The following is a 13,165-nucleotide window of genomic DNA, read 5'->3' as shown; positions in this document are numbered from 1 at the left end:
CAGTGAGCCGGCGTAACTTAGAAGTTATAGGTAACTCTGGCACCAAAGTAGCGATTAAAGTTACGCGGCACGTTGCCCGCCTTTGGCGCGCTGCGCCAATAGCCAAGCCCATAGGCTGTGCCACCCGGCAACTCAGGTACCGCCACAAAATAACCACCAATAGAAAGGTCTTGCTGACCATCACCGTAATTACTCTGATTCACGTAATAATGCTCATCAAACAGGTTCTTCACGTACAGTGAGAAGTTCCACTTTGAGTCAGGTGAATACATTGTCAGCGACACATCGGTGATACCAAATGCTTCGGTCGTCAACTCAGGGTGTGATTCCAAACCGCCATGGTGTGGCGATACATCATCCTGCCAGTTATAGCTGGCCCTTACATAACCGTCCCAGCCACTCGCCATTTCGAAGTCGTACACCAAATGCAGTTTAAACTGATTTTCCGGCGCATTGGCCAGTTGCTTACCACTGAGACTGTATAACGACAAGGTTTGAGTACGACTGGTATCGAACCAACGACGGAATGTACGCGCTTCGGTACATTGGTCCGCTACCGCATCGGTACACGCAATCATGGCATCACTTTCGCCAAACGCTGCATCCAGATAGTTGTAGGTAAACTCAAATCTGAAGTCATCGAACAGTTGATACTGCACTTCCAGATCGAGTCCGCGTGAATCCAGAACTCCTGCATCAATCAGTTTAAAATCGAGAATAGGGAATTCACTTTGACCGTCGTCTTTCACATAGCGAATGCGATCCTGGTAATGATCAAACTCGGCCGAAAACACTGTAGCATTTACGCGTAAATCGCCGTCCAGCCAGTCTGAACGAATACCCGCTTCGATGTTGGTCGACTCTTCAGCCGCCAGTGGGTATTCGGCATCCACTTTTTCTTGTGTAAGATCGTTCTCAGTATTCCATGCGACGCCTTTATACCCTGTGGTATAGCTGGTATACACCATTACGTCATCATTAACAAAATACTGGGCGGCCAGCTTATAAACCAACGCGGTATCATTAGAGCTTTTCTGCGATGTTTGAAATGCACTGTCAGGATCGCGTTCTTCGATACGCGTATCAATGCGGTAATCCTGATTTTCATTTAACAGACGCGCACCCGCCACCCCGACAAATTTATCTGTAAAATGGATGTTGGCCTGACCAAACATCGCAACGTTGTCATGGGTGATCACATTATTTTTCAGGTGACGGTTAGTAATGCCACCAATCCAGTCGTTAAACACACCGGGACTTGAAGTATTAAAATCAAACGGGTACAGCGTGGCCTCGCCGGGAGCCCAGGCATTTTGGTCACCACATTCGAGCACATTAAAGTTTTCATCAACCGTACTATTTTCCAGTCCGCGGTCATTACAAAACAGTGTTTTACGCTCACGCTCTATCCGCGCATGGTAATAGAATAATCCCATCACATAATCGACTTTACCGCCGAGGGGGGACGCTATTCGCAATTCGTTTTGGAAGGTTTCAGTGTCAACCGGGCCTGCCCAGGAATAGGGAGAGACATTTACCGCAACTGAAGCTACCGACTCATTGGTATACATATGATGGTCACGGCCATGTAATGTGTAAGTCAGTTGATAGTCACTGTCGAAATCGTAATTTAGTTCGAAGGAAGCCGCTTTGTTATTGGTGCCACCAAAATTACGGTTATTCCAGGCCGATGTTTTATCATTCCACATGCCCTCCGGCGTGCGTGAGATCTCGTGCAGACGAGTCGTTAATGCCGCTTCGCGTTCAGCCTCAGTGAGTCCGGCGAGATCTTCTTCAGGAATAATCGGTCGATCTAACTGGCGGTAAACACGAATGCCCGGGCCAAAGTTTGAATCAGAGTATTCGGCCCTGAACAACATATCCAGTGACTCACTCGGTTGATACAACATTTGCACACGCGCGCCTGAGCCGTCTGACTCACCACCATTGGGACCGGTTGAAAACACATTTTCTATCCATCCGTCCTGGTCTTTAGTAAAGGCATTTAAGCGAATGGCAACGCTGTCATTTATGGTCGCATTATAAGTAGCATTGATTTTATACTCACCGATGAAGTTATCTTCACCTTCAGCAGTATGCAGACTAACCGAGCCTTCGTTAAAGCCTATTTGTGGCCTGTTAGTATTAATAACCAAAGCACCTGCCACGGTATTTTTACCAAATAAAGTCCCTTGCGGGCCCTTCAGGACCATGGCTTGCTCTACATCACCAATATCGCCGTGCAAAGACGAATTACGCGCCATGACTTCACCATCAACCACAACCGCCGAGCTTGGCTCTACCCCAATGTGAGTTTGCTGAGAACCGATTCCCCGAATATTAAAGCCCAGCGAGCGTGGGTCGTTTCGCTGCGTGATGGTAATGCCGGGTAATAAATCGGTCAGGCTTTTAAAATCGTCCAGGGCATGATCCTGGATCACTGCTCCCGATACCGCGTTAACACTTACTGCAATTTTTTGTATATTTTCGACCCGCTTCTGAGCGGTAACCAGCACGGTTTCAATTTTTTCTTTTTCTTTTTTATCATCGGTGGTGGCTGCCATCGACTGAACTGACACAAAGAACGCCAGCGGCAATAAACCCGCATATTGCTTTGTGCGATTCACATAGGGCAGCCGAAGCTCCACTTGTTTTTTGTTGTGATTCGTAAACATTTACCTTTCCACCACTTCAGTGTTGTTTTCAATAGAGTCACTGGCAAATCATTTTTATATAATTACTACACGTTTAAACGTGTTTGCTTTGCTCAGTCCAATCACTGCATACCGCAGCAACGTGATGTAAGCTAACAACGCCTTTACACAAGGACAATCGACAAACCTAAGGTGGTACAAAATTACCCAAAGTGGTACAAAAACACCGGTATTTCGCAGCTTACAGGCAGGTACTTATATTCTGAAGTCTGAATCTGGCACATCATTTTCCGAAACGTATACTTTTTTTGAGCGGGTTGAAAGCCAATCATCATTGCACATATTACCTGCTATTTACGTGCTGAACGCCACCCCATGTTGGGTTCGCATACTGCCCTTTTGTAAAACTGCCAGCGGCCAATAATTGCCAAACACGTGGACAGACAGCAAACGTAGTGAGGAAACATTGCCTCTCTGATCAGGTGCCATTTTGTGTCATTGTGGTACCACTTCAGGCCTGTGCACCCTTAAAAAGTGCTTCTACCCGCCACCCGGGTGTCGCTTAAGCAGAAAGGAGTGCCACATTAAGCCCCTGTATAGAGTAAAAAAAACGCCTTTGTTAGGATTTTCCCATTACTATCGCTAACAACGTCAACAAGGTAACTTTATGTTTCGAGCTTTTAGTGGCTTGCACTCGCTGATTATTATCATCCTGCTTGCTGTACTGCCAACCAGTAGCAAAGCTGCCGCCGCCATCACACAAGAACAACTTAATTTATTCGCTGCTCACCTGGATGTGAAATACCGTGTGCTGGCCAACCTCCCTGCCGACCAGTGCCAGTCAGGAGTGCCTTGTTATCGTATTCAACTCGATTTAACGCTGCCTTTCGACTTCAGCCCGACCGGCTGGCAAGTATACCTGAGCCAATTAGATAAACTCAGCTTTGTATCGGCAAATGACCTTGATGTTGAGTTGGTTAACGGTGATTTAAAAGTCCTGACACCGTCGCCCGAATTTAGCGGTTTTAAAGCCAGTATTCCTCACACTGTTACACTTGAGTTAAAAGGCAATCACTACACTGAGTACAAACCGCTGCCAAACTACTACGCGACGGCCAGCGGGCTCACACCACAAATTATTACCGCCACCCGTGAACTCACCGACCCCCATACTGGCATTGGCACACTCAGCCATGTCGCCACTTTTACCGATCCACACCGTCAGTTTCGTACCACCCCAGATGACATGACCCCCTGGGCCACGGCGACCACGCTATATGCCAATAATCGCGACCTCAGTGAGACTGACGAGCACATCGCCCAGGCTATTATTCCTACTCCGGCCAGTTACAACTTGTTGAACGCTCAACCAGCCGATATACGTAATGGCTTGCATTTCATCTTTGACGGTTTTCGTCGTGAAGACGTGCAGCCAGCCATTGAGCGACTTCGCGCACTGGGCGTAACATCATCAGCTCAGGGCTTGCCGGTCACCCTTATCAGAAGCGCGGCAGAGCGCTTCCCTGATGAAGCCTACTCATTACGCATTGAAGCCAGCGGCATCACCATTAACAGCGCTACACCTGCAGGTGCTGCCTACGCGCTGGCATCTGTCACCGCGCTGCTGCAACTCGGTGATAGCACATTGCCCGCGTTGTCTATTGCCGACCAACCCCGTTTTACTTATCGAGGCATGCATCTGGATGTTGCGCGTAACTTTCATTCCAAATCCAGCGTGATTGAGCTGCTCGACCAGATGGCAGCCTATAAGCTCAATGTATTGCATTTGCACTTGTCCGATGACGAAGGCTGGCGGGTAGAAATAGACGGCTTGCCAGAGCTCACTGACATTGGCGGCTTTCGTTGTCATGACCTTACCGAAGAACACTGCCTGTTACCGCAGCTAGGCAGCGGCCCCTCTCGTGATACCCCGGTCAACGGTTTCTATTCAAAGGCGGATTTTATCGACATTCTCAGGGCCGCAGACGCTCGACACATCGAAATTCTGCCGTCCTTTGACATGCCCGGACATGCTCGTGCTGCAATTAAAGCAATGGAAGCACGTTACCGTCGTTATATGGCAGAGGGCCAACCCGACCTGGCCAAAGAGTACCTGTTAACCGATTTTAACGACAAAACGGCCTACCGCAGCATTCAAAACTATAACGACAATACCATTAACGTGTGCATGCCATCCGCCTATCGCTTTGTTGAGAAAGTTGTCGATGAGCTCAGCGAGCTCTATCAGCAGGCTGGCTTAACCATGAAAAAGTATCACCTTGGCGGTGATGAGAGCCCTGGCGCCTGGTTAGCATCTCCTGCCTGTCAGGCACTACTTGCCGAACGCAAAAAAACTAACCCGCAAAACCTTAATTTGGGCGGCTATTTTATTGAGCGGATCGCCAATCTGCTGGCACAAAAAAATATCGTACCAGCAGGCTGGAATGATGGCCTTGACCATACCGAGTTCGACAATATGCCGGCCCGGGTGCAGTCGCATATATGGGCGTTACTTGCAGACAATGCCACCCAGTTGACCCACAAGCATCTGAATCAGGGCTGGGATGTGGTGCTGTCATTGCCGGAAGTCAGTTACTTTGATATGCCCCATGAGGCGCATCCTAAAGAGCGTGGCTACGACTGGGCCGCACGACACATTAATAGCCGCAAAGTGTTTTCCTATATGCCGGAAAATCTGCCTATGCATGCCGAAGTATGGCGCAACCTGCATGAGCGTCCTTTTAGCATTAGCGATACCCCCGTCAAACAGCCAGGACGTCGGGTTCTGGGTATCCAGGGGCACTTATGGTCAGAAACAATACGCAATGAATGGCAGGCACAAACGATGATATTTCCGCGCTTAATAGCCCTGGCAGAACGCGCGTGGCATCGCGCTGATTGGGAGCCTGGTTACGCCCCGGACGGCAAATCATATAATCAGAACACTGGCTATTTTAGTCGGGCAGCACGCACGGCCCGAGATCAGGCCTTTAACCGCTTCGCCAATACGTTGGCACAAAAAGAGTTACTCAAGTTAGATGCGCTGGATGTTGGCTATCGCATTCCAACCGTGGGCGCCCAAATAGACAACGGCAAGCTCCATATCAATATTTTATTGCCGGGTTTGCCATTAGAGTACCGGATAAACGGCGGCGTGTGGCAAACCTATTCAGGCCCGGTAGACGTGCCAGAGGGGGTTGTTGAAGTGCGAGCACGATCAGCGGATAACCTGCGGGCGGGGCGTTCTTTGCTAGTTTCTACCTCACTGGTGGCGAGCGGTAATGCACAGTAGCAATACCGCCCACCTGATATCACCGGGACGCAAAGAGGTCTGGCAAAACATCCGGCCGATATTTGTCCTGTCAGCGCCTCGCGCTGGCAGTACATTATTGTTTGAACTACTCACACAGCATTTGCCCTGCCTGAGTATCGGCAACGAAAGCCACAGTATTTACAGACGTTTTCCCGAGCTGCATAAAGAAAACGCTAACTATGATTCTGGCAGTCTCAGCCGTCATCACGCCACCGCAGAAATTAGCCAACATTTGCGCCAGGCCTTTGCGTCACAGCTGAGTTACCAAGATGGTTCACCACCAGATTGGGAAGCGGTTTGCAGCGGTAAACAACAACCCGTATTTATAGAAAAAACACCGCGCAATGCACTGAACATTCCGTTCCTGAGAGAGGTATTCCCCCACGCCCGATTCATTTATTTGTATCGCAATGGCCAGCAAAATATTGCCAGTCTTATCGAGGGATGGCAGTTTGGGCAACGCACCGGGCACTTTGTTACATTTCCAGATCTGCCGGGGTTTGTGCAGCGCAACTGGTGTTTTTTATTGCCGCCAGGCTGGCGCACCGTTAAAGATGCCAGCATTGCTGATATTGCGACCTTTCAGTGGCTGCAAACCAACCAGACTATACGCACGCGGCTTAGCGAATTGCCGCAGCATCATTGGTGTGCGATTGCTTATGAGCAACTTATTGACGAACCCGTTAGTCAATTACAAAGACTGGCATCATTCTGCGGGTTACGGTTACGCCCTTCTGCGCGACGTTTACGTGCGCATGCTCTGCCCCTGTCAGCGACCACTTTGTCTCAGCCTGACAGTCATAAGTGGCAGCGATTTTCAGCCGAACTGGCAAAGCATGAAAACGCTATAAAGCATACTATGCTCGCGACTCAACGCTTTGCTGACACCTCTACACTCAAGGACTCACCATGAATAAAGGACTCACCAAAATACCACGTATTATAGTGTTAGCGTTACTCGCAGCACTTGTGGTGTATTTTCTATTTTTATTTATCGCCAGTTACAGTGCCGGTAGCTAGTGGCACCGCCTAATCAACGGCTAAACGAAAGCGCCTGTTGGCGCTTTTTTCGTTAAAACATTATACGGACATGTGTTTGCGGCGGTACTCACTGGGGGTATCAAGTGCGTACTTTCTGAAAAAACGGTTAAATGCCGACTTACTGCGAAATCCGGATTTATCCATGACTTGCTGAATACTTAAGTCTGGCTCATGCTGTAACAAGCGCTTGGCTTCTTCAACACGATAAAAACTTAAGAATTCAAAGAAGTTTTTCTGAAAATGCCCATTAATGGTACGGGACAACGTTTTAACAGGAATCGACAGTTCATCAGCCAGTCGCTCGAGGGTCAGATCTTTACGGGCAAAGAGTTTTTCCTGCTCCATTTTGGTCTTTAATAGATCAACGTGAGGAAAGTGGGTATCTTCGCGGGTTTTGCTGTTATTCACCAAATACTGCGGCGGCAATTCATCAAACACGTTGGAATTACTCAGCCCATAAACCAATAACACATTAACCAGAATAAAATTTAAATAGTTACTAATCGTGCCAATGGGAATCGTCCAATCCGTTACCCACACCTGCAGGTAAGACAAAAAGATCCAAACCCAGATAGATAAAAACCCACACACTAAAATTTGCAGCCATTTGTACTCGCGCCGATTAAAGCTGGTATAAATGCTGGCCAATTGCTTTTTGTGTTCTGACAGAAGATATAAACAATAAAAGCCGTAAAAGATAACGCCAAAATCCTGCGCCCAGCGCAGTGTTCGAAACCAGGGATCGCTAATCAATACGTCATAACTGCCAACAATTGCCAGTTTATAGGCATCATCTTGCTGATAGTAAATCAGGTACATATAAAAGGGGTAGCACAGGGCTGGTAACAAATGCAGCAGATCAAGCCGACTAAAGGCAAAGTTACGAAATATATAGGAACGTGTATACCATAACAGCAAAGGCCCTTTCAGGAACGAACAAAACCCCAGCCAAAAAAACAGGTTTGGCGATATTTGAGACGCATAGGCATTGATATTGAGATTCCAGTACGTGATCGTATCAATCAGGTAACCGGCATTCGCCAGCAGTAATGAGGCTAACAGCAAATTACTGATGTTTTTACCTTTTTCCTTCCACGCCAACATACCCGTCATGAGCAGGCATTCAAATACTACGGTAATGAGTATAATATCGTGAAAGTTGAAAAAAGAGACTTCAAGCACCCACTTTCCCCCTTACTTCCCGGGTTCGCTTTCCATCCGTTATAGTACTATAAAATTATCGCTTGATGAGTATAAATCTATAATTTATACAGTCTTTTTAAAACTGGGCCTCGCGTAAATAGCAAAATTTCAGTCCCCAGCATTGAATTAGAATAACACCTATAACCAGAATTAATTGCTGCAACTTATACAAGCTTCATCTGCTTTGCTGACCGTTTTATTTGTATGCTAATCGTGGCCAGTCTCAGCTAATCGTTTTGCTAACACACGCTCTAATTCAGGTAACAATGCAGCATGTTTATCACTAATAATATGATTTACGCTAACTTCCCGCAATTTAAGTGAATTAAAATCAACGAAAGTGTCACTTAAGGGAATACCGACAGGCTGTATATAAAACAAATACGACACTCTTTTACTATTAAACATCTCAATGGTACCAGAGACTTGTTCATTGAGAATTACCCGCGCGTCGATATCATACTCTTCCAACAGCTTATTATTACCCAGGTTTGACAATACCACCGCCCATCTTTGTTTTAACACATCCTGGTTACATGCCACCCCTTTGGTACAAACCAGTACCAGATCGCATTTTAACAAAGAGGGCTGCACAACCATCGAATTTTTTAATGACCTGGCATTCACACTCACCCGGGCAACATCGCCGTCGACAGACCCGCTGTCGACTAATAATAATCCACGCCCAGCCGGCACAGGCTGAAAATGCACGGCTATTCCCATCTCGTTGTATACATCACTGAGCAACGTTTTATAAGTTTCAATTTGCGGATGCTCTGCATAGGTTAGCAGCACTGAGTCAGGCTTTTTGTATTGCTGAGGAGCGGAAGAAAGCGGCTGCTCAACACAAAATGCTGGCGCGACGAAAGTTGTGGCCAGCGCTGCTGACGTAATAAAGGAGAGTTTACTCAACCATTTAACAAACCGGTTTGAGAGCATGTGACCGTGTAATTCCCAACAAACAAAACCAAGGCATTTATTTATATACCCTGATAGACAATACACCTAGTGTAGTTCATTTATCTATCGACGGCTTAGACTGCTCGTCCGAGGGCTGTGTAAAGCTAACGCAACACATGATACTTAAAATGAAGGTAGGGAGAGGCTTGTGATGAAAAGCCTCAAAGCACATATGGGCAGGCTTTGAGGCTGATTACTGTAAACGTAAAGCTAAAGGTTTATGCTTTTACCCGGCGTCTGAACGCCACTACTGATAAGGCGACAAACAGTAACGCAAGTGGATTAAGCGATCCCCCTGACGAACCGCCGCTTGAAGGCGGCGTTGGATCGCCACCGCCACTGCTGTCGATCAGCGTGTTAGGTACCGGGTTTAAATCAGGATTGGTTTCAGCGGCGGCATCAGTGACGACGATATCCGTAATCAATACAAAATTATTTTCGTCAGGTTCAACACCGTTAGATGCATCCGCAGCGGTATAATCAATCAGCGGGATCGAGCTCGCTGCACCGCCAAGGTTAAACCTGGGTAGTTCACTGATTTCATCAACAATAGTCATTCCGTCATCGATAACCTGACCAAACACGGTAAAACCACCATTTTGCACATCTAAATTCTGACTGTTGTCATCCAGGTTGATAAACCATTGTGAGGTGGCGCTGTTCGGATCGTTGGCCAGCTTAGCCATTGCGATCGTGCCACGCACATTGGACAATTCCGGCTCGTTGGTCACCGGCGTGCCGGTTGCAACATTGTCCAGGGGCAATACGTTGTTGTAGGTAAATCCGCCCCCCTGAACGACAAAACCTGGCTCCAGACGGTGAATCACATTATTGGCGTACGCGCCTGAATTAACGTATTCAAGAAAATTCTCGACTGTCTCAGGGGTGTCCTGATCGAAAAGATTGACGCTAATGTTGCCCATATTAGTGCGAATTTCGACAACTGTTGCGGCGGCGTGAAAACTCATCAGTGCGGCAGTACTAATGGTGAGTATTGTTTTTATCATAATGTGACGATTATCCTCATAATCTGCTAAACCGTTAATTAACGAAAGCCTATCACGGCGATAAAGTAATTCTGTATCAATTTGTAATTAACCCACCACAGGTGGTAAATTTCAGCATAACGGGTTAGTCGGAAAGGTCTTTTTAGGGGCCCTTTATTGCTCAGTTACTTTTCCTATCGCGGGTATTTTGCCTAGTGGTGACTATCGCCTTTCACATGCGCTCTGGCCATTAAATAAAGGCCAAGCGCCAGTGCCATAATCGATACGGCAAGAAATATAGCGTCTAAGGGCGTTTGGAAGCGAATATCGACAACAGCTCTGAAAAATTCAATGATAACCGCCAGGATCACCACCCGGGCTATCTTGTCTTTAAGCTCATCGAAGGAGTTAACATTGAAAGGATGGGCCTGATGGTAATTTTCAGCCTCGTCAATTGGCGACACAAACAGCCGGTAAATACCGGTGCCAAATATCAGCAGCACCACCGCAATAAGATAAATATCAACCGCCATGATGATGTCAGGCACGATCGAGTCGTGAATATTCGTTCCCATACCCAATAGGTAATACTGCCCCACTGCAACAACGACACCAATGATGTCGGCGGTGCCAACCAGCAATAATACCAGGGCGCCGGCAAGGCTCGGAACAACCGCAAGCAATACCAACAGTCTCGATCGCCATAAGAAGCGTTCAAACTGTTTTTCGTATTTAAACGCGGGGAATTTTTTATCGTTCGGCTCTTGCATTAAACACGTCCAAAAAAATCGTTGAGCAATAAGTTGTACAATAGTGTGCGCCGATCATAACAGCATTATGTTTTTGATATAGCGGAGTCGCTCTGGGTTACCGGTGATATTCGACAACATCAGGACTCGCAGAAATAAACACTCTACCGCTCTGTTGTATTGCCGGCCTCTGTTAAGGAATTTGCCAGTAACTGAGACAGCCTCTTTACGGTACTGACACAGAGTTTCACTTATTGTCGTGCGCTCACAGGTTACAAATTGGCTGACATCCTCTACTATGCATGGCTGTTAATAGTAAGGAATCATTATGTCGAAGAAAGTCTATTGTATCGCCCAGTTTCTGCCTAAACCGGGCAAAGAGAAAGCGTTATTTAAGGTATTGCAAGGCCTGGAGCCCAATACCTTGCGTGAAGACGGCTGTCTTCAGTATATCGTTACCCGACACCTCACCAGCCCGTTCGCCGAGGGCAAGAGCTTTCCTATTGCGTTTAACGAAATCTGGGCTGATATGGCAAGTTTTGAAGCCCATTGTCAGCGCCAGGAAATTGTTGAGTTTTTTGCCACTTATTGTCAGGCAGACGATGGCCTGGCCGCCGATTGGAACGTGTGTATTTATACCGATGAACCCGAAGATTTTGACGCGCCAGTGCTATAACCCGGGGCGAAGTGCTTACTACTTTCCGGCGCTGGCAGTGGCGGCTAAGGTATGCGTTTAAGCGCTGCTTGCAGGCTCGGCAGTAGCGCAACCAGCCTTTCCTGCTCACTTGCTGCAATGGTGGCATAAAGCGCCTGGAAAAACGCTTTTTTATTGTGCCGTTGCGCCAGTCCGTCTTGCGATTGAAACACTGCCTGCCAACCGGGGTAGCCATAAGCGCTGCTGTGCTGCGCCAGCCACTGTTGCCAGGTTTCAATGTTCACCTTTGGGCTTAACAAATTATAGGCAAAGGCGCGGGCAAGCCTGCCCGGTTCATCATAAATATAAAAGTGTTGGCGTATATTTGGCTGCAGTGCCTGGCCGATTATCTGGCCAATCTGCTCATGTTGCGCACCGCTAAGCTGCGGATTCAGGGCTAGCTGAAGCAGCACATCGGCGCTGTGGGCGACACCGTGTCGCCAGCCAGTATCCGCATCAAAACCGCGATAGTCCTGCATCTGCGTGATATAACCGGCAATGGCATTCAATGCCCGTTGGCGCTGGGACTCGCTAAGGTACGACACTATTCGGTCAGCACGCACCACTTCGCTGTAGGCCAACACCACAAAAGGTAAAAATACACCGTGTTCATCGTTGGTAAGAGTAGTCAGATCGGTTGTCAGGCGCTCAAAAAATGCCAGTTGCTGCGCCTTGCCAAGCTGTGAATTTCTAAACAGCGCCATCACGCCTTCATAGCCAATACCGTCACGTAACCGGGGATCCGGGTCTGCCAAACAGGCATACAGTTGTTCCAGCAGGCCATCATTGTTTGCTACTGCACTAAACTCCTCAGCCCTGTAGGTCTGCCACTGGCTTAAGACTACTGAATCATCGGTACATTTTGGCGCATCGGTTGCCAGTGCGGACAATGACAATAACGCCGCCCCCATCAAAACAGACATGAAAGTTCTATCCTTGTATTTACCGTGCAAACCGTTATCGTTTGCCAAAAAAGTCAGTCCATATTACGCAAAAGCCCCGGCGGTTTGCCAGGGCTTTTGGTTTCAAAATATTACCGGTAGAACTATTGCTCTAAAAACTCATCGCTTAAGTAAAGCTCGTCATTACTGTTAATGCCGACTTTACGGTTTAACACGTTTTGGGCAATTTCCTGGGCTTCTTTGAGAGAGTGCATTTTGTATGTGCCGCACTGATATTCGTTTAATTCCGGAATATCCGACTCCGTTTGTACCTTTAGTACGTCATTCATGGCTGCCAGCCAGGCTTTAGCCACCCGCTCTTCTTCCGGTGTGCCAATCAGGCTCATATAAAACCCGGTACGACAACCCATAGGGGAAATATCGATAATCTCTACGTCGTTGGCATTTAAGTGCTCGCGCATAAAGCCAGCGAACAGATGCTCAAGGGTATGAATGCCCTTTTCCGACAAGGCTTCTTCATTGGGCACACAAAAGCGCAGGTCATAGACGGTAATCGGATCGCCATTGGGGGTCGTCATTTTTTTTGCAACGCGCACGGCCGGAGCATGCATACGGGTATGATCAACGCGAAAGCTATCGAGTAATGGCATGATTAAATTCCTT

10 protein-coding genes are annotated in these 13,165 nt (G+C 47.6%); 3 read left to right on the top strand and 7 right to left on the bottom strand.

Annotation, left to right across the window (positions count from 1 at the left end):
• Positions 1–17: 17 nt before the first annotated feature.
• Positions 18–2,675, bottom strand: a complete 2,658-nt coding sequence (locus OIK42_RS17035; protein ID WP_273642289.1) for a TonB-dependent receptor — start codon at positions 2,673–2,675, stop codon at positions 18–20.
• A 646-nt stretch (positions 2,676–3,321) separates the two neighbouring features.
• On the opposite strand from OIK42_RS17035, the gene OIK42_RS17030 reads away from it, so the two are divergent.
• Together OIK42_RS17030 and OIK42_RS17025 are read left to right on the top strand one after the other, a co-directional pair.
• Positions 3,322–5,946, top strand: coding sequence for a beta-N-acetylhexosaminidase (locus tag OIK42_RS17030; protein ID WP_273642288.1), 2,625 nt, complete (start codon positions 3,322–3,324; stop codon positions 5,944–5,946).
• Complete coding sequence (locus OIK42_RS17025) at positions 5,936–6,880, top strand: sulfotransferase family protein (protein ID WP_273642287.1); 945 nt, start codon at positions 5,936–5,938, stop codon at positions 6,878–6,880. Before OIK42_RS17030 ends, OIK42_RS17025 begins: the two co-directional genes overlap by 11 nt.
• Before the next feature lie 167 nt (positions 6,881–7,047).
• Here the strand turns inward: OIK42_RS17025 and OIK42_RS17020 are convergent, their stop codons facing one another.
• From OIK42_RS17020 to OIK42_RS17005, 4 genes are all read right to left on the bottom strand, one after another.
• The gene (locus OIK42_RS17020) at positions 7,048–8,190 is read right to left on the bottom strand and encodes an AraC family transcriptional regulator (protein ID WP_273642286.1); all 1,143 of its coding nucleotides are present in this window, start codon (positions 8,188–8,190) and stop codon (positions 7,048–7,050) included.
• Between the two features lie 228 nt (positions 8,191–8,418).
• On the bottom strand, positions 8,419–9,150 hold the full coding sequence (locus tag OIK42_RS17015; RefSeq protein ID WP_273642285.1) for a hypothetical protein: 732 nt from the start codon (positions 9,148–9,150) through the stop codon (positions 8,419–8,421).
• Between the two features lie 239 nt (positions 9,151–9,389).
• Entirely contained in the window at positions 9,390–10,178 is a 789-nt protein-coding gene (locus tag OIK42_RS17010) for a peptidylprolyl isomerase (RefSeq protein ID WP_273642283.1), read from the bottom strand.
• 191 nt (positions 10,179–10,369) lie between these two features.
• Positions 10,370–10,927, bottom strand: coding sequence for a YqhA family protein (locus OIK42_RS17005; protein ID WP_273642282.1), 558 nt, complete (start codon positions 10,925–10,927; stop codon positions 10,370–10,372).
• A 307-nt stretch (positions 10,928–11,234) separates the two neighbouring features.
• On the opposite strand from OIK42_RS17005, the gene OIK42_RS17000 reads away from it, so the two are divergent.
• Positions 11,235–11,582 (top strand): putative quinol monooxygenase, encoded by a 348-nt coding sequence (locus OIK42_RS17000; RefSeq protein ID WP_273642281.1) that lies wholly within the window; start codon positions 11,235–11,237, stop codon positions 11,580–11,582.
• A gap of 44 nt (positions 11,583–11,626) precedes the next feature.
• Here OIK42_RS17000 and OIK42_RS16995 read toward each other — a convergent pair whose 3' ends face one another.
• Positions 11,627–12,523 carry a DUF2785 domain-containing protein gene (locus tag OIK42_RS16995; protein ID WP_273642280.1) on the bottom strand — a complete coding sequence of 299 codons (897 nt, stop codon included), beginning with the start codon at positions 12,521–12,523 and terminating at the stop codon, positions 11,627–11,629.
• A gap of 122 nt (positions 12,524–12,645) precedes the next feature.
• Positions 12,646–13,152, bottom strand: a complete 507-nt coding sequence (gene luxS, locus OIK42_RS16990) for an S-ribosylhomocysteine lyase (protein ID WP_273642279.1) — start codon at positions 13,150–13,152, stop codon at positions 12,646–12,648.
• Positions 13,153–13,165: the final 13 nt, after the last annotated feature.

The organism is Alteromonas gilva (genome assembly GCF_028595265.1).
Lineage (GTDB): Bacteria > Pseudomonadota > Gammaproteobacteria > Enterobacterales > Alteromonadaceae > Alteromonas > Alteromonas gilva.
Note: the sequence above shows the minus strand (reverse complement) of the source record. Positions and strands in the feature narration are given on the sequence as shown.

What these genes read in the sequence shown, in the direction of transcription:
- OIK42_RS17035 (WP_273642289.1), bottom strand. Translation starts at nt 2,675, where the DNA reads ATGTTTACGAATCACAACAAAAAACAAGTGGAGCTTCGGCTGCCCTAT.
- OIK42_RS17030 (WP_273642288.1), top strand. Translation starts at nt 3,322, where the DNA reads ATGTTTCGAGCTTTTAGTGGCTTGCACTCGCTGATTATTATCATCCTG.
- OIK42_RS17025 (WP_273642287.1), top strand. Translation starts at nt 5,936, where the DNA reads ATGCACAGTAGCAATACCGCCCACCTGATATCACCGGGACGCAAAGAG.
- OIK42_RS17015 (WP_273642285.1), bottom strand. Translation starts at nt 9,150, where the DNA reads ATGCTCTCAAACCGGTTTGTTAAATGGTTGAGTAAACTCTCCTTTATT.
- OIK42_RS17010 (WP_273642283.1), bottom strand. Translation starts at nt 10,178, where the DNA reads ATGATAAAAACAATACTCACCATTAGTACTGCCGCACTGATGAGTTTT.
- OIK42_RS17005 (WP_273642282.1), bottom strand. Translation starts at nt 10,927, where the DNA reads ATGCAAGAGCCGAACGATAAAAAATTCCCCGCGTTTAAATACGAAAAA.
- OIK42_RS17000 (WP_273642281.1), top strand. Translation starts at nt 11,235, where the DNA reads ATGTCGAAGAAAGTCTATTGTATCGCCCAGTTTCTGCCTAAACCGGGC.
- OIK42_RS16995 (WP_273642280.1), bottom strand. Translation starts at nt 12,523, where the DNA reads ATGTCTGTTTTGATGGGGGCGGCGTTATTGTCATTGTCCGCACTGGCA.
- luxS (WP_273642279.1), bottom strand. Translation starts at nt 13,152, where the DNA reads ATGCCATTACTCGATAGCTTTCGCGTTGATCATACCCGTATGCATGCT.